Origin of the sequence: Micromonospora sp. FIMYZ51, from assembly GCF_038246755.1 — a bacterium.
GTDB lineage: Bacteria > Actinomycetota > Actinomycetes > Mycobacteriales > Micromonosporaceae > Micromonospora.
The window spans coordinates 4,775,412-4,797,031 of record NZ_CP134706.1 but is presented as its reverse complement, the minus strand read 5'-3'; the positions used below and the strand labels follow the sequence as shown (position 1 = coordinate 4,797,031).

20 protein-coding genes and 1 pseudogene are annotated in these 21,620 nt (G+C 67.8%); 15 read left to right on the top strand and 6 right to left on the bottom strand.

What is annotated here, in order from left to right:
- Nucleotides 1-288: 288 nt before the first annotated feature.
- The 8 genes from QQG74_RS21445 (at nt 289) to QQG74_RS21410 (ending at nt 6,486) form a co-directional block, all read left to right on the top strand.
- The gene (locus QQG74_RS21445) at nt 289-564 is read left to right on the top strand and encodes a hypothetical protein (RefSeq protein ID WP_341716549.1); all 276 of its coding nucleotides are present in this window, start codon (nt 289-291) and stop codon (nt 562-564) included.
- A 226-nt stretch (nt 565-790) separates the two neighbouring features.
- Nucleotides 791-1,522, top strand: a complete 732-nt coding sequence (locus QQG74_RS21440; protein ID WP_341716548.1) for a GPP34 family phosphoprotein — start codon at nt 791-793, stop codon at nt 1,520-1,522.
- A 52-nt stretch (nt 1,523-1,574) separates the two neighbouring features.
- Nucleotides 1,575-3,068 (top strand): APC family permease, encoded by a 1,494-nt coding sequence (locus tag QQG74_RS21435; RefSeq protein WP_341716547.1) that lies wholly within the window; start codon nt 1,575-1,577, stop codon nt 3,066-3,068.
- A 16-nt stretch (nt 3,069-3,084) separates the two neighbouring features.
- A complete protein-coding gene (locus QQG74_RS21430) occupies nt 3,085-3,741 on the top strand; it encodes a GNAT family N-acetyltransferase (RefSeq protein WP_341716546.1) in 657 nt (218 codons plus the stop codon).
- Nucleotides 3,742-3,764: 23 nt separating this feature from the next.
- Entirely contained in the window at nt 3,765-4,358 is a 594-nt protein-coding gene (locus tag QQG74_RS21425; protein WP_341716545.1) for a GNAT family N-acetyltransferase, read from the top strand.
- Nucleotides 4,359-4,444: 86 nt separating this feature from the next.
- Entirely contained in the window at nt 4,445-5,335 is an 891-nt protein-coding gene (locus QQG74_RS21420; protein ID WP_341716544.1) for a hypothetical protein, read from the top strand.
- A gap of 81 nt (nt 5,336-5,416) precedes the next feature.
- A complete protein-coding gene (locus QQG74_RS21415; protein ID WP_341716543.1) occupies nt 5,417-5,635 on the top strand; it encodes a hypothetical protein in 219 nt (72 codons plus the stop codon).
- A gap of 80 nt (nt 5,636-5,715) precedes the next feature.
- Nucleotides 5,716-6,486 (top strand): type II CAAX endopeptidase family protein, encoded by a 771-nt coding sequence (locus tag QQG74_RS21410; RefSeq protein WP_341716542.1) that lies wholly within the window; start codon nt 5,716-5,718, stop codon nt 6,484-6,486.
- On the opposite strand, the gene QQG74_RS21405 is transcribed toward QQG74_RS21410, so the two are convergent.
- Both QQG74_RS21405 and QQG74_RS21400 read right to left on the bottom strand, forming a co-directional pair.
- Nucleotides 6,452-7,399: an IS3 family transposase gene (locus QQG74_RS21405; protein WP_341716541.1), complete on the bottom strand. Its 948-nt coding sequence runs from the start codon at nt 7,397-7,399 to the stop codon at nt 6,452-6,454. The two genes, QQG74_RS21410 and QQG74_RS21405, sit on opposite strands and share 35 nt — an antisense overlap.
- Nucleotides 7,396-7,707 (bottom strand): transposase, encoded by a 312-nt coding sequence (locus QQG74_RS21400; protein ID WP_341716540.1) that lies wholly within the window; start codon nt 7,705-7,707, stop codon nt 7,396-7,398. The genes QQG74_RS21405 and QQG74_RS21400 overlap by 4 nt, the downstream gene beginning before the upstream one ends.
- A 934-nt stretch (nt 7,708-8,641) precedes the next feature.
- Between QQG74_RS21400 and QQG74_RS21395 the strand changes: the two genes are divergently transcribed.
- On the top strand, nt 8,642-8,890 hold the full coding sequence (locus QQG74_RS21395; protein WP_341716539.1) for a hypothetical protein: 249 nt from the start codon (nt 8,642-8,644) through the stop codon (nt 8,888-8,890).
- A 1,155-nt stretch (nt 8,891-10,045) separates the two neighbouring features.
- On the top strand, nt 10,046-10,966 hold the full coding sequence (locus QQG74_RS21390; protein WP_341716538.1) for a DUF5753 domain-containing protein: 921 nt from the start codon (nt 10,046-10,048) through the stop codon (nt 10,964-10,966).
- Here QQG74_RS21390 and QQG74_RS21385 read toward each other — a convergent pair.
- Entirely contained in the window at nt 10,961-11,131 is a 171-nt protein-coding gene (locus tag QQG74_RS21385; RefSeq protein WP_341716537.1) for a hypothetical protein, read from the bottom strand. The genes QQG74_RS21390 and QQG74_RS21385 overlap by 6 nt on opposite strands.
- 1,804 nt (nt 11,132-12,935) lie before the next feature.
- On the opposite strand from QQG74_RS21385, the gene QQG74_RS21380 reads away from it, so the two are divergent.
- The 3 genes from QQG74_RS21380 to QQG74_RS21370 all read left to right on the top strand — a co-directional run bounded on the left by QQG74_RS21380 (nt 12,936) and on the right by QQG74_RS21370 (nt 14,509).
- A complete protein-coding gene (locus tag QQG74_RS21380) occupies nt 12,936-13,466 on the top strand; it encodes a DUF6244 family protein (protein WP_341716536.1) in 531 nt (176 codons plus the stop codon).
- Between the two features lie 167 nt (nt 13,467-13,633).
- Complete coding sequence (locus QQG74_RS21375) at nt 13,634-14,044, top strand: hypothetical protein (protein WP_341721303.1); 411 nt, start codon at nt 13,634-13,636, stop codon at nt 14,042-14,044.
- Between the two features lie 12 nt (nt 14,045-14,056).
- Nucleotides 14,057-14,509 (top strand): SitI3 family protein, encoded by a 453-nt coding sequence (locus QQG74_RS21370; protein WP_341716535.1) that lies wholly within the window; start codon nt 14,057-14,059, stop codon nt 14,507-14,509.
- Nucleotides 14,510-14,783: 274 nt separating this feature from the next.
- On the opposite strand, the gene prfH is transcribed toward QQG74_RS21370, so the two are convergent.
- From prfH to QQG74_RS21355, 3 genes are all read right to left on the bottom strand, one after another.
- Nucleotides 14,784-15,392, bottom strand: a complete 609-nt coding sequence (gene prfH / locus QQG74_RS21365) for a peptide chain release factor H (RefSeq protein ID WP_341716534.1) — start codon at nt 15,390-15,392, stop codon at nt 14,784-14,786.
- Nucleotides 15,389-16,591, bottom strand: a complete 1,203-nt coding sequence (locus QQG74_RS21360; protein WP_341716533.1) for an RNA ligase RtcB family protein — start codon at nt 16,589-16,591, stop codon at nt 15,389-15,391. The genes prfH and QQG74_RS21360 overlap by 4 nt, the downstream gene beginning before the upstream one ends.
- A 369-nt stretch (nt 16,592-16,960) precedes the next feature.
- Nucleotides 16,961-18,328 (bottom strand): recombinase family protein, encoded by a 1,368-nt coding sequence (locus tag QQG74_RS21355; RefSeq protein WP_341716532.1) that lies wholly within the window; start codon nt 18,326-18,328, stop codon nt 16,961-16,963.
- A gap of 531 nt (nt 18,329-18,859) precedes the next feature.
- Between QQG74_RS21355 and QQG74_RS21350 the strand changes: the two are divergent.
- Both QQG74_RS21350 and chrA read left to right on the top strand, forming a co-directional pair.
- Nucleotides 18,860-19,906, top strand: a pseudogene (locus QQG74_RS21350) (beta family protein).
- 172 nt (nt 19,907-20,078) lie between these two features.
- Entirely contained in the window at nt 20,079-21,458 is a 1,380-nt protein-coding gene (gene chrA, locus QQG74_RS21345) for a chromate efflux transporter (protein ID WP_341716531.1), read from the top strand.
- Nucleotides 21,459-21,620: the final 162 nt, after the last annotated feature.

Genomic DNA, 21,620 nt, shown 5'->3' with positions numbered 1-21,620 from the left:
TCCTCCGGCAGCAGGACCACCCGGGTCGAGGATCAACAGGGCCCGGCGGCGACGCTGATCGCGGATCCTGTCGAGGTGCACGGTGAGGGTACTGCCGTTACGCCCTCGGACGCGACGCCGTCCGGGTGTGTGGGTCCCGGTGCGGGACGGCGGTCGTGGGCGCTGCCGGGTGGAAGTCGTCGTCCCCGCAGGAGTCGAGGCGATGGCTGACCAGGTCGGTGCGGTCGCGTGTGCCGCCGTCGGCCGCCCGGCCGGCTACCGCGTCGCAGGGTGGGGGAGGGCGGGGTCATGAACCGTAGTCCCGTACCCGTGCCTGACCTGGCGGTGGGCACGGTGCTGCGGTTGGCGGCGAACGACTGGTCCTACGGCCGTGACCTGACCCCCGGCACGGCGGTAGCGGTGGCCGTCGCTGCTCTGCGTGATCTGCCGAACCGGAGCGAGGAGTGGATCTGGGTGCTCGGCCACCGGCCGGAGTGTGACTACCCGCATGTCGAGCGGCATCCGCCGTGTATGGAGGTACGGGCCAGACTCTCCGCGTTGCACCGGCACTGCCGTATGCCGTGACCGGTAGCGAGGAAAGCGACCGGCCCGTCGACCGGTTCGTTTCGGCGCGGGCCACGGTGCTTGCGCATCGCGGCGACCGTAGCTGTTTCCACTGTCGGGACGACGGGTGTGGGCAGTACGCGTGGGCGTTCGAGGAACTGGCCCGTCACCGCGGTGGTCGTGACCTTCTGCGGCAGCTCGGCCTGCCGCTGTCTGTTGACCGATCGATTGAGGAAGGCCCGCTGCGGTGAACTTCCCACATCCTGGCGCCGCCGACGACGACACCCGGCCGGTTCCCGTCTACCCGCCGCAGGTGCGGTCGAGTCGGCCGGTGCGCGGGGTCGCGCAGACCATGCGGTTGGCCGACGAGTTCTTCTTCCTGGCCCACGACGACCAGTCCGGTCGGCCTCGACTGTTCGATCCGGCGATGGCGCACGGTCTGGCGGCGGCGTTGCTGGCCGAGTTGTGCTGGGACGGGCGGGTCACGTTCGTCGGTCAGCACCTTCGCGTGACCGCTCAGTCGACGCCGCGGGACTGGTTGCAGCATCTCGTGCTGGACCGGCTGGCCGCCGAGTCCCGGCATACCGCCACCCGCACCTGGTTGATGTTTCTGGCCAACACCGCCTACGAGCAGGTCGCGACACGCATGTGGCAGGGCGGGCTGATCGCGCCGCAGCACGAGGGCCGGTGGTGGTGGCAGCGCACCGTGTGGGTGCCGGCGGACACGAACACCGCCGCCTGGTCGTGGGCGCGGCTGTCACACGCGCTGCGTACCGGGCAGCAGCTCAACGACTTCGACGTGACGCTGGCCGGTCTGGCGGTCCACACCCACCTGGATTCGCTGCTGCTCGACGGCGCGTCGTCGACGACCCGCGTGTTCCTGCGCCGGCAGGTCGAGCGTGCTCATCCGCAGCTGCGCGCCCTGTTCGCTGATCTTGGCAGCGTCGTCGACGCCAGCGTCCTGGCCCACCGTACCTGACCCGCCCGGGCCACCCCATCCACCATCCCCACCGCTTGCGAGAGGTACCGCTATGCCCCGTACCCGACCCGACACCGTGTCCGCTGTGCTGGCCCGAGGACGGCTCGGCACCGTGTCGGTGCTGTTCTTCGTGATCGCCGCCGCCGCACCGTTCACCGTCATCGCCGGTGGCGCCACCACCGGCTACGCGGTCACCGGCGTCACCGGCATCCCCGTGGCGTACCTGCTCGTCGCCGCCGTGCTCGCGCTGTTCTCGGTCGGCTACGTCGCCATGTCGCGGCGGATCGTCAACGCCGGCGCCTTCTACACCTACGTCACCCACGGCCTGGGTCGTCCGGCCGGCGTCGGCGCGGCGATGGTCGCGCTGGTGGCGTACAGCGCGATGCATGTCGGCCTCTACGGCGGAGCCGGCGCCGTCACTGCCCAGTTCCTCAACGACCGCTACGGCTGGCCCCTGCCTTGGTGGGTGTGCGCCCTCGCCATCTGGACCGTGGTCGCAGGTCTCGGGGTGGCGCGCATCGACATCAACGGACGCGTCCTGGCCGTCGTGCTCGTCACCGAATGCGCCGTCGCGCTGCTGTTCGACACGGTCATGCTGACCCATCCCGCCGACGGGCAGGTCCGCCTCGACACCCTCGCCCCGTCACACATCCTCGCCGCCGGTATCGGCGCCGCGCTGGTCACCGCGATCACCGGCTTCGTCGGCTTCGAAGCCACCGTCGTGTTCAGCGAAGAAACCAAGGATCCACGGCGGACCGTGGCCCGCGCCACCTACATCGCGGTCGCGGTCACCGGCATCCTGTACGGGCTGTCGGCGTGGGCGATGTCCGTCGCCACCGGCCCGCACAACATCGTGGCCGCAGCACGTACGGACGGCACCGACCTGATCTTCCACCTGGTGTCGCCGCACCTGGCCGACAGCATCATCACCATCGCCCGCATCCTGTTCATCACCTCACTGTTCGCCGCGATCCTGTCGTTTCACCACACGGTGGCCCGCTACCTGTTCGCCCTCGGCCGCGAAGGCGTGCTACCGGCGGTGTTCGGTAACACCAGCCGCCGCACCGGCGCCCCGAAAATCGGCTCCCTCACCCAGAGCGGCCTCGCCCTCGCCGTCATCACCGGCTACGCCGCCGCTGGCGCCGACCCGATCGTGTACCTGTTCTTCTGGGTCACCGTCACCGGCGGCCTCGGCGTCCTCATCCTCATGACCGTCACCTCCGCCGCCGTCGTCGCCTATTACCGGCGCAGCACCCGCACCGACAGCCTGTGGCACACCCTCATCGCGCCCGGCATCGCCACGCTCGCGCTCGGCGGAATCCTCACCGCCACTCTGCGCGAGTTCGCCACCCTCCTCGGCGTCACCCCCGACTCACCACTGCGCTGGGCATTGCCCGCCGCCTACGCCGCCGCCGCACTCGCCGGCATCGCCTGGGCGCTGATTCTGCGCACCACCCACCCACTCGCCTACGCCTCGATTGGCCTCGGCGCCGACAGCGCCACCCGACGCGCCCGCACTCCCGACCCCACCCGCCAACCCGCCTGAGCAAGGAGCCGCAGCCTTGACCACCGTCACCGTCCGACCCGCGACCGCCACCGACGCCGGCCCCCTGATCGCCGTCCTCGCCGAAGCCTTCCACCACGGACCCGTCGCCGACTGGCTCGTACCCGACCCCGACGGCCGACGCAGCGTCTACTACCGCTACTTCGCCGACGCATTCGACCACGCCCTCACCCACGGCAAGGTCTACACCACTAGCGACCAGTCCGCCGCCGCCATCTGGTACCCCCGCCTGCACCCCACCCCCGCCCGCCCGCGCACCCGCGACAAACAACTCGAAGCCATCGCCGGCATCCACGCCGAACGGTTCATGCTGCTCGAACAGATACTCGCCGCCTACCACCCCGCCGAAGCCCACCACTACCTCGCCTACATCGCCGTCGACCCCGCCCGCCAAAACCACGGCATCGGCGCCGCCCTACTCACCGACCACCACCGCCACCTCGACCACCTCGCCCTACCCGCCTACCTGGAAGCCACCAACCCGCGCAACCGGCAGCTGTACCTGCGCCGCGGCTACACCACCGGCCCCACCCTCACCCTGCCCGCAGGCGGACCCACCATCTGGCGCATGTGGCGCGGCACCACCACCCCCACCGGCAGCCGCACAGCGTTCCCGCCCGCCCGCACCGGCCGCACCAGCCGGCGGTCACTGTGAACGCCCCCACCACAGCTGCGCCGATGATCCGCCCCGCGCAGCCCAGCGACGTGGCCGCCATCGCCGCCCTGCTCACCGACGCCACCACCACCGACCCGGTCGCCGCATGGCTCCTGCCCGACCCCGCCGAACGCCACGCCACCTTCCACACACTGCTCGCCATGGACATCGACCACGCCGTCGAATCCGGCACCGTCGACGTCACCCTCGATATGAGCGCCGTCGCCGTATGGCACCACCACCCCACACCACACACACCCCCACTGTTCCGCCACCACCTCAACACCACCCCCGACCGCGCCCTCCTGCGCTTCCAACGACTGCACGCCCTGCTCGGCCGGTACCGCTCCGCCGCCGCACACCACTGGCTCGCCTGGCTGCACGTCACCCCCACCGCCCGCGGCCACGGCATCGGCCAGGCGCTGCTCGAACACCACCACCGATTCGCCGACCGCCAGGGTCTCCCGATCGACACCGTCGTCACCACCACCAGGACACGCGACTTCCTGACCAGACACGGCTACCACCCAGGACTGCCCCTCCACACCCCCGGCAGCCCACGGCTGTGGCCGCTACGCCGCGCCGGCCGACCCGTCCCACTCACCACGGCCGACTGAACCAACCACCGGCCCGCCCGCGAGCAGGGCTGCCTCCACCACGCCGACCCTCCTGCGGCGTCCTACCACCAGAGCAAGGGAACCCCGTGCCCACATCGACCGCGCCGGCCCGCGTGGCCGCCGCCGCCCTCGGCGGCGTCCTGCTCGCCGGCTGCCACAGCACACCCCCCAACCCCACACTCACACCTGCGGCGAACCCGCCCGCACCCCAACCCGACAGCCCCACGCCCGGCACGGTGGACACCACACCGCAGCCCACCGCACGGCAACGCCTGCACACCCTCGCCGACAGCATCAGCACACTGCGCACAGACCAGCCCAACGACCTGCCCTACACCTACCTCCACACCCAGACCTGGGCCCGCGCCACCACCACCATCACCCGCACCGACCTACGCCGCTGGCGCCACCACACCAACGGCTCCGGCCACGACATCACCCGCCGAACCCCCGACCTGCCCCACCTGCACCACCAACCCACCCCCGCCGAACACACACAGCTCACCCAGGCCCGACCCACCACCACCCGACACCCCGCCGGCACCCTGCGCCCCTACCTACCCGAACCACTGCCCACCGACCCGAACACCCTGACCGCCCTGCTCGCCCCACCCGAACTCGCCGGAGAAGCCGCCTACCCGCGACTGGTCGCCACCGGCATCGCCGCACTCGCCACCAACCAATACCTCCACCACCAGGACCGCGCCACCACCCTGCGCGTCCTCGCCACGATCCCCGGCATCACCTACCGCGGAGACAGCACAGACCCCGCCGGACGCACCGGACACACCTTCCAAGTGACCGCCGACGACTCCACCACCACGCTGCTCATCAACCCCACCACCGGCGAACTACTGGCCGCCCACGAACACCTCACCGGACCCCGACCCGGCCTGTTCTCCTACGTCCTGATCCTCCACCGAGAACACACCGCCACCGTCACACCGGCCACGCCAGACCAGACCCGAGTCCGATAGACGCCGCCACCCTCCGGCCGGCCGCCGCCCGCAGCGCTGAGCCCGCCGACGGTCACCACTGTCCGAAAGGCCATCCCGTTCGTGTTCCACGCCTTGGCGGTCATCGCGGCGATCGCCCTACACCTGCACCTCGCCGACGAGCCCACCCCGCCGCACCCGACCAGCATCGGACGTCACATCGCCGACACCCGACGGGACACGGCACTGCCCTGCGTGCGCTGCGCCGTACGACACCTCGTCATGACCACCCCACCCGCCGCCGACAACACCGGCTTCCCACCAGGCGGCGCCGACCCATGATCGGCCCACTCCTGCTCGTCACCACCCGGACATCACCGGACCGAGATCACGCCCATCAGCACCATGGAGAACCGTCAGCTATGCGCTCGTTCGTGCCGCCGGCCGGCACCCCCTACCACCGGCTCACCCACCACATCTCCCGACGCCGGTCACTGCTGACCGCGCTGGCCGTGCTGGTCGCCACCCAGATCGTCCCGCTCACCTTCATCCTGACCATGGAGCGTGTTGCCCCGGACGGGCTGCCCGTCCTGGGGCACTACACCGAACTGGTCCTGTCCTTCGCCGCGATCGCCTGCATCCTGCCCGTGACCCTGCTGATCATCCGCTGCGGCGAGGGACGTCGTATCGGCACCCTGAGCAGCGTCACCGGACGGCTACGCTGGCCCTGGCTAGCTCTCTGCCTGGCTATCGCCGCCACCTGCATCGTCCTCGCGGCCTGCCTCGGAAGCCTCACCGCCGTCATCGTCGGCATCGAAGCCGCACCGGCGCAGGAGCAACCCTCGACCTGGACCGGCCCCGGCCCCTACCTCACCATCCTCACGATCCTGCTCGTACTCATCGTCGCCCAGGTCGCCGCCGAGGAGTACGTCGCCCGAGGCGTCATCCTCCAAGCGATCGGCCGCCTGACCCACTCGCCCTGGCCCGCCATCAGCGTGCAAGCCGTCATCTTCACCGCGCTACACGGCACCAACGGTGGACCATGGGGCACCCTCGCCGTACTGACCATCGGCATCGCCCTCGGCTGGCTCACCACCCGCACCGGCGGACTCGAAGCCGCCCTCGCCTTGAGGTTCCCCCGGTTGGCCGGAGGGTTGGTTACCTGGCGCCGGTGGGCTCAGGCTGAACGATAGTTGCCTCGTCCTGCTGGGCCTGGTGACCGTCGGGGCCTTGCGGGCGGGTGTGCCAGGCGGCTTCGTACTCGTCTGGGGATCGCCAGCCGAGGTCTTTCTGGATGCGCCGGGTGTTGTACCACCCGTCGATGTAGCTGAAGATCGCGTTCTCCGCCTCGTCGCGGGTCCGCCACGAGTTGCGGTAGACCAACTCGATCTTCAACGTCGACCAGAAGTTCTCCATCAGGGCGTTGTCGAAGCTGTCGCCGACCGACCCCATCGAGGGCAAGATTCCGTTGTCAGCCAGGCGTTGCGCGAAGCGGAACGACGTGTAGTTCGAGCCCCTGTCCGAGTGGTGGATCAGTTGCCCGTCGCGGACGTCACGCGACCAGATGCCGTATTCGAGGGCGCCGAGGATCAGGTCGGTGTCGCAGCGGTCGGAACACCGCCAGCCCACGATGCGGTTGGAGAAGACATCCCGCACGGCGGCGAGCCAGAACACGCCCTCGCCGCAGGGGATGCGGGTGGCGTCGGCGACCCACAGCCGGTTCGGTGCCGCAGCGGTGAACTGCCGGTTGACCAAATCCGGTGCCGGTGTCGCCTTTGGGTTCGACCGGGTCGAGGGGATGCGCCACTTCTTGCGCAGGAACGCCCCTTGCAGTCCGGCGGTACGCATCAACCGCTCGACCCGCTTGCGGCCCACCTGGCGGCCTTGGCGGCGCAGCATGGCGTGCACCCGCGGACTGCCGTAGGTGGCGCCGGAGACCTCGTGGATCTCGGCGATCTCGACCGCCAGTTCCGCGTCCTCGCGGCGCCGAGCGGACGGATTCGCGGCTTGGGCGAGCCAGCCGTAGTAGGTGGAGACGGCTACGCCCAGGACCCGGAGGACGGGCTCGACCCCGAAGCGATCGCGCAGCTCGTCGACGAGCGTCACGACCGTCGCCGGGTTGGGTCGAGTTCCGAGGCGAAAAAAGCCGACGCGGCCTTCAGTATCTCGTTGGCGCGCTTCAGCTCGGCGTTCTCCCGCCGCAGGCGGCGCAGCTCCTCCAAGTCGGAGGTCGTGGGCCGGTCGTCACGCTGCCCACGGTCGGCTTCGTCCTGGCGGATCCAGTTCCGCAACGCCTCGTGATGCACCCCAAGCTGGCGGGCCAGCTGGCGGATCACGGGCTTCGGGTCCGACTCCCGATACAAGCGCACCGCACGTTCACGCAGCTCATCGGGGTACTTCTTCGGTGCTGCCACGGATGACTCCCTTCAGCTCCATCAGAGCATGATCGAAAGCCTCCGAGCTACCGGGGGAACCTCACCTACCACCTCACCCAAAACGCCCTCACCGCCGTCCTCGCCCTCGCCACCGGAACTGCCGCAGCCACTGACCCCACCATCAACGCCACCGCAGCGCCCTGGCCCATAGCCGCCGGCATCGCCGCCACCGTCGCCATCTACACACTCACCACCAATCTGATAGCCCGCGCCATAGGCATCACCCACCACACAGGACAAATGCCGTACCCGCTCGCCGGACGCCCTCACCTTCAGCACGACACTGACGACGGCAACGAGCAGGTGGAGCCGACCCGCCCAACCAGCCCTCGCGGCTGATGCGTGCCGAAGCCAGACGACACGATCGCCGTGGAGCGGTGGACCTGGCTGATCAACCAACTCGGCTCCCCCTCAACGTCGTCGTCACCACCACACACGCGACCTTCCACCTGGTAGCCACTGGGTCGAGGGCCGGCAGGCCCAAGCAGCTCATCTTCGCGTGCGCGAGAAAGCCGGATCTGCGGCTCATCGACGTCATCGACAGCGATGTCGAGGTGGTGGATCCCACCGGGGATGTCCTCGTCTACGACCGACCTGTCGGGTCCGGGGGCCTGCGTTGGTGTGATCTGCAGAGTTGGTGGTCGGACACCCGCCAGGTCAAGGACGATCACCAGGCCAAGCGGGAGCTGTATCAACGGCTCGGCAGCAGCGTGCCGCCAGGCTCGAGGCATCAGCTGCTTTTGTTCAAGCTGTACCACGAGATCTACCGTTCCACCCTGCAGGAAACTTCCGGCTCTCCTGCCCGAGGTGCGGCGCCACTGGGACCCGAAGACCGTGAAGACCCGCGGGAAGGACGCGCTGGCGCAGTTCCGCATGGACTTTCTTACTACTTGCCCCGGCAGGTGCCCGCATCGTGCTGGAGGTCGACGGGCAAACGCACTACGCAAGCGAGCGTGAGGCCGCAGACGGCCAGCGGCGCTGGCTCCCGGACGGCAACGAGTACGCCCGCACGATGGCAGCCAGCCGTGACCTCACCCTCGCCGGCTACGAGGTGTACCGATTCGGCACGAACGAACTCCACGACGAGGGCCAGGCGCGCCCGCTGGTCACGGCCTTCTTCGACAGTCTTTTCCGCAGACACCGCATTGCCTTGACGAGGTGAACGAGGAAGCAGGCTAGGCACTTCCAGCACTCGGCACCCTCGTGAGGCGAGCTGCTGGTTGTGAGGGGATGTCGTTGTCGTCAGACACCCGGGTTCGCGACTCGTACGGAACGAGAAGTGCGCCTGGGTCACAAGTCGGCGGCCTCAGCTTCTTGATACTGCGCCCCGGCAATATCACTTTCTCCAGTCAGATATCCGACATCATCTCGCGGTGACGCTGCGCGGCGCGACCTGAGAGCGGTCCGTTGTCGTTATGCGAGCTCTGGGGCGGCGGCTTCCTCGCCAGACGCGGCCCTCCTGTCCTGCCGAATCGACCCAGAAGGAGGTTCGTCCCGGGTGGCAGCGAGAGCCGCATCTGTGCGTTGAGTCCGCGCGAATAGAAGTCACGGATGTCCAGGACCGACAGCAGAATCTTTCGTCAGGCTAGGAGGCCAATCAATGCGAGTGCGCATCAGCCGTGGCTGCCTTGTGACCACCTTGCCTAGCGCCTAGGGTTACGAGCCAAACCGCCTGGTCCGGGCCAAACGTGGCGGGAGGCTCCCGGGCACCGGAAGCTATCGAGAACGTTGTGCTCGGCGCCGGGCGCCTCGGAGGACATGGGAGGTGGCGTCAGTGAATCTGCCGGCGGAGCATCTCGCCTGCTCGGATGGCCCGGACGAAGCCACTCCAGGAAGAGGCGCTGAAGCGGAGAGTTGCGGTGTCATCGGGGCCGTTGTCGACCTCCACGTGAGTGTCGTACCCCGTCACGTAGACGCATGTCTCCTGCTGGCATCGGGAGCTGCGCCGCCTCCAACGCGGGCTGTTGTCCTTCACGAAACCCTCCTCCGGGTTAACCCTGACCGTCGAGCCGCCGGTTCCGCTAGACAATGGAAGTTCCACGACTCCGGGACTCTGCACTTACGGTTCATGAGTTCAGTCCGCCAGGCAGTCTTCTTGGATATTCCCCGCAGCGGCGCCCTTGTTTCGAGCATATCAGCGGATAAAGATTTTTGGATTTAACGTCTATCGTTTACGGCCACCAGCCTAAAGGCCGTCGACCATGCTCTGATAGATTAAAGCAACAAGAACATACGCAGTTTGCTACCTACACGACCTCAAGTGCAGAACGTATTTCCGTACTGCAACTTGCATAAAGCCTGAGCAAGGGGTGTGCGCATGGCGACAGAAAATCTTGGGGCGACAATCGCACGCCGACGCCTTAGGCTAAGGCTGCGCAAACTCCGCGAAGAGAACCAATACACCCTCGAACAGGTCCGACGAGGGATGGAATGGTCGATTTCCAAACTTGTCCGGATCGAAAGCGGATTCGTTAGTATTGCCGCCAATGACCTCCGGTATCTTCTTGACTACTACGGGGTGACGGACGCCGACGAGGTACGCGAGATGCTGGAACTCGCCCGCCAGGCGCGACAACACCACTGGGCTGGTGAACATCGGGACCTCCTGACGCCGGCCTACATGGAGTTCCTCGGGTACGAGGACGCCGCCGTGAGAGCGAGCCACTTCCACCCCCTGTACGTGCCGGGACTCCTGCAGACGCCCGCGTACGCGCACGCGATCATCGAAGCCACTGCCACAACGGAGCTGCACCCTGACGAGATCGCCTCGCGAGTGAAGATTAGGCAGCAGAGGCAAGCCCGGGTCCTCGGCAGACTCGATGCTTCGCAGCTGCGGGTGGCGATTGACGAGTCGGCGCTGCGCCGCACGCTGGGAAATATTGAGATCATGCGCGAGCAGCTACAACATCTCATCCAAATCCTGGAGCGGGACCTCGCCACAATCGTTGTCGTTCCGGACACAAGTGACGGCCACATCGGCATGAACGGGCCTTTCTCGATACTCGAATTTAGTTCGCCGGAAGACGCGAGTATCGTCTACCTGGACAACGCCAGAAACGACACGGCCTTCGTCGATGAGAAATCTGCGGTCAGTAAATACAAGGCGACCTTTGAGAACCTACGACGGACGGCAGATCGTTACGGGGACGCCGGCCAATCGTTAACCGAGATGCTGGAAAGCATTTCGGGACAGACGACTTCTCTCACCATGAGGCCAGTCGCGAGACCGGGGCTATGAGTCGAGGTTGGTCGTCGCCTTCTCAAGAAAATCCGACTCGCTCTCGGACGTAGGCAGCGTCGGGTCGTCGGCCACTGCGATGATCCGAATGTTTAGCCGCCCGACGAAAACGGGGAGGGTGATCGCCAAGGCGCCGAGTGCGCCGACCCAAGGCTTCGTGGTCATCTGCGCAATGAGGACTACGCAGATGGCCCGGTGGGTGAGCGCCGGCGCGGCACCCGTCCTCCAGCCTCCACCACGGCTTGGCCTTGAGAGCCGCCTGTGGCGCGGGAGAGCCCTCCTCCAGCGCAACGTCACCACCAGCAACTCGTCTCCGAGCCCATCACGGCCTGCGCCGTTACGACTCTCACCTCGGCGAACGTCCATTCGACTATGCGCCATCTTCTGAGTCACCTTCACATTCCGTTCCGGACCGCGTGCGATGCGTTACGAAGCTTGAAGATAAGCATCACCTTTGGCAAGTCCACCAGGCGTAAGCCACCTGCGCATGCGCAAGATCGTCTGTCGTCATATGGCGGTTGATCAGGGGAAATAGTGGAGGTTACGGCCTCCCGCTATCGGGCTCCCGACAGTATTGAGATCACGAGGTGAATTCACAGGTCGTGATCGTTCCTCAGTCGAGACCCATCTAGGGCGATCTGTAGCGCTCGCATCGACCGTTGGGCCTACACACCTGTCTTGAGCGGGTGGTTCAGCCAAATCTCAAGAGGGAATGATCACGACCGGCAGCGCCGCGGCCGTCGACATGCGTGTTCGTGTAGGCAGCCCGGTTTACCGCCGGCTGGGTGCAGTTGTTCCGGTGCCCTGTCACCGCCCGTCAGCGGCCTCATGAACGCTGCCCCCGAGTCGACCGAAGGTGGTTCGGCACACAGCAGGCGCAGCGCTGGGATTTCGCGCTGTCTCGCCGCCTGCGATCGCGGCGCTCGGACCACCACCGCACGGATTGAGCACCGCAAGAAACAGCTGGAGCCGGTCGCTGGACTCCTGAGGAACACGCTGACCACGCCGGCCAGCACCGCTCCGGAGGCTAGGAGGGGCTATGGAGCACCGGCGACGCCCGCCACGCCGCTGCCAATCAGAGCGCCCATGGCCACCGCTCCGCCGGCGAACCGGCTGCCGGACGGGCTGCGCCGGGCCGGAGGTTGGCCCCCTGGACCAGCGGACTACGACCGGCGAAAGCGAGGCGGGTCGAGTGGATGAAGTTGACACCAATAACTCCCTGCAAGGATGGCAGGGAGTGCGGTGGACGCTTGACAACCGCCCGGCAAGGACGCCAAGAAGAAAGTGGAAGATGTCGATGCCCCTGGCGACCAAATCGGGCTCGCTGGTAGTAGCATCCTCGTACTGGCTGGTATGGGGGTTCCATCGGGCGCTGGACTTGAATTCCGTTGTCTGGGATTCGCCTGCGGCGATGAGGCTGGGGACCGGCTCCTCGGCACGGTGCGCCGTCGAACCGCCGTAGCGGCGGTGGTCGACCAGCAGGCTCGCGGCCAAGCACAGCAGCGTCTCCACCGGGGTGAAGGCGACCTGCCGACGGCCCTCGGCCGCCCATGGGCGTACGACGATCGAGTGCCATTGGGCACGGGCTGCGGACGGGGTGATCGCGAGATAGTCCGCCGCCGTAGGCATTCACCCTCCCGCAAGCCCGAGTCATCAGCCCTCAGCGTAGATCGCCGGCGTGCGATTCGGATGTCCACTTTGGCTGCGTCCTCGGGGAGACGGACCCGTGTGTGGTGCTCCGATGGCGCGAGCTGACCGGCCCCGGTGAGCTGGTTCAACATGTAGCCCTAAGCCCGACCTTCGCTGTCGGCATCCCGGTGCTGGAAGTTCCTACTGGCTCGGCCAGTCTGAAGCGGGAGGAGGCGGCATGGCTGCGGTCAGTTGTTCGATGGCGGTGTATCGCCGGGAGGTGATGTGGCCGGGTAGGTTGCTGGGTTCGGAGTCGGTTCTCGGTTGGGGTGGTTGATTCGTGTCGAGCGTGGAGGAGGTCTCTGGCGAGGTGCGGGCGGTGACTGCGGGTCTGGAGCGGGCGCAGAGTCTCACCGCGGCGGCTGATCATCAGGTTCAGCAGGTCGCTGCCCGGGCGGTGGGTGCGGGGTTCGCGGCGGTCGCGGCGGGGATGACGCGGGTTCGTGTCTCGATTTCCGCTGTTCAGGCGGGGCTGGGTGGGGCCGCCGGGACGGTGGGTGAGGCGGCTACCGCTGCCGCGAGTGTGCCTCGGGAGGCTGCCACTCCGCAGGAGACCATCTCCAGGTTGGCGCAGGTGCAGCAGGCGATTGCCGGTGCCCGTGAAGCCACAACTGCGACGATCGGTCATGTCGATCAGGCCCGGCAACTCGTCGGTACGGTGCTGCGGGGCGGGCAGCCGGGCCCGCTTCTGCAGTCTCTCGACGGCGTGAAGCAGGTCCTGGTGCTGGTGGTGCAGCGTTGTGGCGCGGTGCAGCAGGCTGCGGAAGCGGCGATCGGGCAGGCGCGGGGGCTGGGTTCGTCGGGAAACTGATCGGGGCTGGTCCTCCCACGCCAGCCAGCCCTGCGCCCATGACCCGCGGCGACACGCCTCGCGTCGTGTCCGAGCAGCAACAGGACGACCTTCCTGCGTGGGGGAGAAGAGCCACGGGGGTCGAGAACGGCACGCCGACGGGTCCGCGTACCCGAGTCGGCGCCAAGATCGACGACAGCACCCGGCGTGCTTTGGAGTTGGAGAACGAGTGCGCCGACACCGTCGCCGGCAAGGGTTATCGGGTGCATCAGAATCCCACGGGAGAGCAGGTCGGCGACGCCCGTGACCGTACCGGTGACCGTGGTAACCCGGACAAGGACCCGGACTATCTGATCGAAGGGCACGTCTTCGACTGCTACTCGCCCCAGGCCCGAACATCGGTGCGCAACGTGTGGAGCCAGGTCCGGGAGAAGATCGACGATGAGCAGACCCAGCGGGTGGTGCTCAACTTGAAAGATTGGGAAGGTGACGTGGTGGCGTTACGGCGGCAGTTCGACAAGTGGCCGATCGATGGGCTGAAGGAACTGGCGGTGGTAACCCGCGACGGTACGATCCGTCAGATCGTCCGGCGAGACTGAGAGGGCACACTGATGGCCGTGGAGTTCCGCCTGGTCCTGGCCGGTGACCCGCCCGTCGCCGAGGTAGCTGCCCTGACCGCTGCCGACCCCCGCGAAGTCCCACGCCCCACATCGAACCCTGCCCTGCTCTCCGCCCGCCTGTACGACCAACGCGGCTACGCCATCACCGTCCGCGCCGGCAAAGACGGCTACTGGGAGGCCGAAACCGACGACGAGGAACGGTGGGAATGGAAACCCGCAACGTACGTGTCCGTCACCTTCTCCATGCGCGCCGACGACATCGCCGGGAAGGGGATCCCCAACATGATGGCGGCGGTCGGAAGGGTTCTCGCTGGCCGTGACGAGGACGCGGCGTTGGTGCAGGACGGCAACTACCTTCTCCTGACCCGCACCGACGGTGTCATCCGCACCTACCGCCCGGACTGGTGGCACCACTACCACCTCGACCGGTCCGTCATCGGCTGACCTTCACCGCGTCGGGGACGCGGACGTCCGCAGGTGGGTGTCGTCTCAGCGCGGCCCGGCCTGGCGGTCAGTGCTGCTGTTGGTCTTAAGTCATACCGGGCTGGGCGACCGAGGGTCTCAGGCTGGGGACGATCAAAAAGGTAACGGGGGTGTTCCTGGAGCGGGTTGCGGAGGGTGGTGGCGATGACAGTGAGAGCGACGCGCGTTGCCTCAAGTCGGGAGAGGCTCAGGACGCCTCTGTGTGTCGTCCCGTGGGCGGGGGCGCGAAGGGGGATCAGGGGCGTTCGATGCGCACGGGATCGCCGCGGACCAGCTCGTCGTGGACGCGCCATCGGGCGGCAACGACCGCCCGCCCGGCCGCCTCGTCACCGGCCGCGAGCCGTTGCCGCAGTAGCCGCAGCGCGATGCTCCGGTTGAGGCTGAACTGCCGCTCGGTGTCGACCACCACGACGGTGCCGGTCGGGCGGTGGGTGGCCCGCACTGCGGTGCTGGCCTTGTTGCGGTGCTGGCCGCCGGGCCCGCCGGTGCGTATGGCCACCACTTTCACGTCGGCCTCGGTGAACGGGTTGACCGTGGCGTCGACCTCGCAGCGCCGGGAGGCGACGTACCAGTTTTTCCGGCCGTGGCCGGCACGGTAGGGGCTGGGCGCCTGCCAGCACAACGTCCCGGTCCAGGCGGCGGCGAACGTCTCCGCACCCGCACCGGTGAGCCGGATCAGAACTGACCGGTAGGTGCCGGGCCGGTCGCCGGCGACGCTTTCCAGCCGTACTACGCCCACATCGTGCCGGGTGGCGTCGGCGTCCAGTCGGCGCAGCAGCCGAGCCAGCGCCCATGCGCACTCCTGCGGGCCCCGGCCCGCCGACAGCAGCAGGTGCGGGCTCACCGCCGCCCCCGCCGCCGGTGCTCGGCCTGCCGGCGCTCGGGTCGCCGGTCGCTGCGGGCCGCGGCCCCCACGTCCGGCGTCTTGTAGGTGACCAGTGGGACCGTGGTCGCCACCGGGGTTGCCAGCCCGTGGCCGACCAGGTCGGCGATCACCTGCTCGATTCGCTTGTACGCGGTCGGGGCCTCCTCGAACAGCAGCTGCCGATCGCCGCAGACCACCAGCGAACCCACCGGAGTGCGGCGCAGCTCGTCGACCGTGTGCTTGGCCCGGCCCCGGCGCAGCGCGTCGGCCCGGGACATCTTGCGGCCCGCCCCGTGTGCCACCGAGTGGTTGGCCTGCGCGCCCGCGTGCGCGGCCACCAGGTACGACGGGGTGCCGCGGGTGCCGGCGACGAGCACGTCTCGGCCGTTGCCCGGGGCCGCGCCCTTGCGGTGCAGGTAGTGGCCGTCGCGTATCTCGACCAGGTTGTGGCACTGGTCGACGATCGGTGCTGTCGGCTTGGCGCCCAGCGCGATCGCGGTCCGGGCGGCCAGCAGCCGCCGGTTGAGCGAACCCCAGCGCACAGCGTCGTCGTGTCGGGCCAGGTACCCGGCCGGGTCGTCGGCGGGACCGGCGCCTCGCAGCTCAGTGTGCTCACGCAGGATCCGCTCGCCGAGGCCGCGCGACCCGCTGTGCACGACGAGAACTGTGTCGCCGGTGGCGAGTTGGAGCCGCGCGGCGTGGCCCGGGTCGAGGATCTCGCCGACGCGGGCCAGCTCGACGAAGTGGTTGCCCCGCCCGACGGTACCGAGACCGTCGAGGTGGCCGGCGGGGACGTCACCGTCCAGCACGGACCAGGCCGGGTCGTCGGCGTCCCGATCCGGGTCGAGCGGGCGGTCCAGGTCGGGGAAGCGGGCGGCGAGCCGCTCCGGCACGACCCGCTTCAGCGCGATCGGGAAGACGGCGATGCCGCAGCCGATGTCCGAGCCGATCAGGTGCGGGTAGAGCACCGTCGAGGTCATGGCGGCGCCGATAGGGGCACCCTTGCCGGGGTGCAGGTCCGGCATGCCGGCGACATGGACCATGCCGTCGAGGGTGGCCACCTGGTGGCACTGGTCGACGGCGTCGGACTTGACCCAGCTGGCCGGGGAGGCGAAGACGGTAACGGTGGCAGGAGTAGGTGCCGGCAGCGACTTCTGCCGGAAAGGCTTAACGGACAAGGACGCTCGCTTTTCGCCAAAGGGGGGATGGACGGCCGCCGAGCGCGATGGCGTGGCGGCGACGAAGGTGCTCCCTCAGAACGTCATGCCACCAGCGTCCCGGAACTCATAGTCGCCGGCAACAGACTTTCGGGTCCGTCCAAGCGAACCACCCCGCCGCCCGAGAACGTCCCCGCCCGGCCCAGCTAGTTAAGCTGACTCTCGGACGAGCGCAATGGCGCCGAAAATGCGCAGACCGGGTCGCTGCCGCGTCGATCCTCGAAGACGAGTCGGGACAGGGGCGCCACCAATCGGCTGACCCGCTGATCTAGACCTGAGTTGCAGTTCGCCACGAACGGCGATCATGGATTCGTGGACGACTCGGACACGTTAACCCCCACCAAAGCCGTTCATGTTTTCGAGCGGTTCGGGTGGGAGTCGTTGCTTTTGGCGCGGGATTCCTGCTGGCGACGGCTGGCGGCCGAGGGTGATGGTGTCGGCATCGCAGGTGAGGGTGATCTGGTTCGCCCGCAGATAGGCGGCGATGGCTCGTGGGCCGTCGTCGGCTTCTGTCGTTCGGTCGTGGAGTTGCCGTGCGATGCGGGCGAGGAGCAGGTCTTCGCGTAGGTACAGCGGTTTGGGCCGGCCAGGTTGTGGTGGGCTGGCGCTGGTGTGGCCGTGTCGGCACCGGTAGCCGGATCGTCCGTGTATCCAGTGTGCGTCGGCCCGTCGGCCGCAGGTTCGGCAGATGACCAGTCCGGTGAGTAGGTACCGGCGTGGTTGGCCGTCCTCGGGTGTGGCGACGGCGTTGACGGTTTGGGCTTGGACGAAGTCCGTCTCGCTGACCAGCGGCGGGTGCACCAACCGGGTGGACAGTATCCACTGGTCTCGTGGATTCCATCGCCGTACCGATCCTCGGCTGGTGCGCCGGTCTCCGGGCTCTGTTTCCTGGTGGTCGGTGTGCTGCCGGTTCCACACCTGCCGTCCGGTGTAGCGGGGGTTGGCGAGGATTTCGGCGACGGTCCGTACTGTCCAGCCTTCTGCTGTCCGGTGCGGGTTGCGGGTGCGGTCGTACTGCGATGGGGATGGCACACCCTGGTGGTTGAGGGTGCGGGCGATGCCGGCGGCGCTGGTTCCGGCGATCCGCTGGGCGAAGATCGATTGTACGTGTGGTGCGGTGATCGGGTCGGGTTCGAGTCGGTGTAGTCGGCGTCCCCAGCGGGCGTGTGCGGTGTTGGGGTGGGGTCCGGCGTCGGCGAGGCGGTAGCCGTAGGGTGGCCGTCCGCCGAGGTGGCGGCCCTGGTCGCGGGCTTGGGCGCGCATGGCCATCGTGGTGCGGAACCGGGCGCGCAGGACCTCCCGTTTCGACTGATGTCCGAGCAGCATGGCCAGGGCTTGGTGGGTGGGGTCGTTCAGGTCGATGGGTCCGCGGGTCTCGGGGAGCCACAGTTGGATCTCGTGAGCGGCCAGCATGGCGGCGACGTGGGTGAGTTGGTCACCGTGGAAAGCGCGTTCGTACTCGCCGATGATCACCGCGTCGAACATCCGGCACTGCCCGGTGGCGGCGGTCAATAGTGCGGCGGCTTGCGGGCGGGCGTGCCACGGCACCCGCCGGGAGCAGCCGATGTCGAAGTACTCGGCGACGATCTTCCCCTGGTAGGCGATGGTCCGATGTGCCGAGTCGAGTTGCCAAGCCCGTGACGAGGCGGCGTCCTGGTAGTCGGCGGTGGAGATCCGCCCGTAGAACGCGAACCGCAAACCGCCGACAGTAGGTGGTGGCCGGTGCCCTCGGACTCGGGGTTGCGTGTTGTGCAGCCATCCGGCCAGGAGGTCGGGCTGGTTGACTCTCGCCGTAGCGCCCATGGAGATCACCTCGATGCGACACCTCATCCTGTTCAACGAACCACGCACGTACCGATGACCTGTCTGGACCAGTCAGACCGGGAAACACATCAACCGCTCTACGACAGCAGGGACACCTCAGCAACCTCGCTGTTGACCACCCCCGTGCTAACGGAGTCGCTCACTGCCGTGAACAGCGGACTCAAAGATCAAATTCGACCCATCGCGCGCCCGACGTTTGGCTCCGGGATGTGCCAGTGGCCGTTGGCTTAAACGTCTCGCGGGGCCGAGGCCGACTCAATCGGCTTTCGTGGTGAACGAAAGTCCTTGGGCTCGCGACGTCTCGACTGCCCGCCAGAGCAAGGACGGGGAGTTGTCAATCGGTCACCTAACGTTGACCATAGATAGAGGTGACTGACTGGGGGCAAGGCCGGCAGGAACGGACTCATGGTCACGTACATGCCCATCCTCAAAGGCCGGGAAGGCGAGTTCAGGGCGTTCGCGCACCTGCCCGCTGCTCTGGTGCGGAATGTATTGCCGATCTTTGAGGTGGTCCCGACTGTCAACGGCCCGACCAAGGATGCCTACCGATTCGGCAAACAGGTATGCGAGTCGGTGCCTGCCGATTTGACGATCGCGGTTGATGTTCGGCGTCTCGCCGATCCAACCGAGAGCGTGCGCCGGCCCATGCGCGACCTCGCCGACGACCTCGCGGCCTGGGGAATCCCGATGCTGCCAGTCCTACACCTGCACGACACTGAGGCGCGGGTGGCCGATGTGCGGCACGCGGCCGACCTCCATAGCGGCCACACCCTTCTCCGGCTGGGCAGCGACACCCGCGACCCAGACGACGGGGAAGCCGAGGAGGCGTTGCATTGCCTTCGTAATGAGATGGGCCTGACCATCGAGCATTGCCACCTGGTCCTTGACGTGTTCGAGGTGCGATCCGAACGCGATCTGACCAGAGTCGAGCCGATCGTCCGCAAATGCGTGTCCTGGGCTCTGCGCTACCCTTGGCGTTCGATTACGGTCGCCGCCGGTGCCATGCCGCAGAGCATCTCGCACCTCCCGGTCTACACGCCCACACCGCTGCGGCGCTGGGACCTGCAACTGTGGCAGCGCGTGTGGGACCTCGGCATCCACTACGCGGACTACGGTATCGCCCATCCAGGAGCGGCCGGAGCTGCCTGGCGACCTATGCCGAGTCTGCGCTACACCCACGATGAGGTGTGGTGGATCTACCGTTGGCCACAAGGCAAGACCGACAGACCTGCGATGTACGACCTGTGCAACGCGCTGGTGGCCTCCGACCACTGGCATCCAGAAGGACGAGACTTTTCCTGAGGCGACCATCAGATTGCGGCGCGGGCGGAGGGCGTCGGCGGGCCCGGCAACGCCTCAAACTGGCACGCATGGGCTACCTCGCACCACCTCGCACAGGTCATAGATCAAATCCAAAGATCCGGTCATGCCGACCTGCGCTCCAACTTGTGACCGGCCGCAGTTCGACGGGCTCTACGAGTACCACCGCCGCGCGCTGCTCTTAGGACGCACGCCCGCATAGCCCCGCTCACGCCGCTTCCACGCGATGCCGACCGAGGGTGCTATACCTTGCTCGCCTCTCCGCTGCCCTGCCGGCCATCCCGATGGAGATGGAGGATCCACGGTGACGACCACCGAACCACCGGCAACCCGTGACGTCGTACCCTTCGGCCAGGCCGTGAAGGCGTGGTTCACCATCTCCTTGCAGACCTTTGGCGGCCCGGCCGGGCAGATCGCCGTCATGCAGCGCCACCTGGTCGATGAACGCCGCTGGATCGGGCAGCGCCGGTTTCTGCACGCGCTGAACTACTGCATGCTCCTGCCCGGTCCCGAGGCCCAACAACTCGCGATCTACGTCGGATGGCTACTCAACGGCATCCGGGGTGGATTGGTCGCCGGGACCCTGTTTGTGCTTCCCGGGCTGGTCGCGCTGCTGGCCCTGTCGGCGGTCTACGTCGGCTACGGCGACACCCACGCCGTCACCGCCGTGTTCGCCGGCCTCGCCCCGGCCGTGGTCGTAATCGTCGCTCAGGCGGTGTGGCGGGTCGGCAGCCGAGCCCTCACCAACAAGGTTCTGGTGGGCTTCGCCGTCGTCGCGTTCGTCGCCCTCGCCGCGTTCGGCGTGCCGTTCCCGGTCGTCATCGCGTTCGCCGCGCTCGCCGGTTGGGCCGTGCACCGATGGCGACCGCACCTCGTCACCGCGGGTGGGCACGGCGGCAACGGCACCGACGGCCCGGCGCCGTTGATCCGGGACGACGCCCTGCACCACGACAGCCCGTCCGCCCGGCGGGCCGCCACGATCCTCGCCGTCGGGCTCGTCGCCTGGTTCGCCCCGGTCACGCTGGTCGCCGCCACCACCGGCATCGGCAGCGTCTACACCCAGCAGGGCCTGTTCTTTTCCGGCACGGCGGTGGTCACCTTCGGCGGTGCCTACGCCGTCCTGGCCTACGTAGCCCAACGGGCAGTCGAGGACTACGGCTGGCTCTCCGCCGGAGACATGGTTCGTGGTCTGGCGCTGGCCGAGAGTACCCCCGGACCGCTGATCATGGTGGTGCAGTTCGTCGCGTTCCTTGGCGCCTACCATCACCCGGGAAGCCTCGACCCGTGGGTCGCGGGAGTCGTGGGTTCGCTGCTGACCACCTGGGTCACGTTCGTGCCCTGCTTCCTGTTCATTCTGCTCGGCGCCCCCTACGTCGAACGCCTGCGTACCAACCACAGCCTCTCCGCCGCGCTGACCGGCATCACCGCCGCCGTCGTGGGCGTGATCGCCAACCTCGGCCTGTACTTCACGGTGCATACCCTGTTCGTCGACAGCCGCACGGTCACCGGTGGGCCGCTGCGCCTGGAACTGCCGGAGATGGCCACGGTGCGGTGGATACCTCTGGGCATCGCTGTTATCGCCGGTGTGCTGATCTTCCGGTTCAAGTGGTCCGTGCTGCGCGTACTCGGAGTCAGCGCCCTTCTCGGCCTCGCCGCCGGACTGGCCGGCCTACCTATCACCTGACCAGCCACAGAACTGGCCGACCAGGACACCAGCGCGACCGTCGGTGCACACCACCTGGCCAGACCCTGGTCCACGAGCCGCGTCATTCGCGCGGATCGCCGAATGGATAGATCAACTGGAGCGCCAGCCTCGGCGAGGTTGTCCCACAGCTCCAGTGGTCCG

Coding starts and splice junctions, on each gene's coding strand:
- QQG74_RS21445 (WP_341716549.1), top strand. CDS start 289: ATGAACCGTAGTCCCGTACCCGTGCCTGACCTGGCGGTGGGCACGGTG.
- QQG74_RS21435 (WP_341716547.1), top strand. CDS start 1,575: ATGCCCCGTACCCGACCCGACACCGTGTCCGCTGTGCTGGCCCGAGGA.
- QQG74_RS21425 (WP_341716545.1), top strand. CDS start 3,765: ATGATCCGCCCCGCGCAGCCCAGCGACGTGGCCGCCATCGCCGCCCTG.
- QQG74_RS21410 (WP_341716542.1), top strand. CDS start 5,716: ATGCGCTCGTTCGTGCCGCCGGCCGGCACCCCCTACCACCGGCTCACC.
- QQG74_RS21390 (WP_341716538.1), top strand. CDS start 10,046: ATGGCGACAGAAAATCTTGGGGCGACAATCGCACGCCGACGCCTTAGG.
- QQG74_RS21385 (WP_341716537.1), bottom strand. CDS start 11,131: ATGACCACGAAGCCTTGGGTCGGCGCACTCGGCGCCTTGGCGATCACC.
- QQG74_RS21370 (WP_341716535.1), top strand. CDS start 14,057: ATGGCCGTGGAGTTCCGCCTGGTCCTGGCCGGTGACCCGCCCGTCGCC.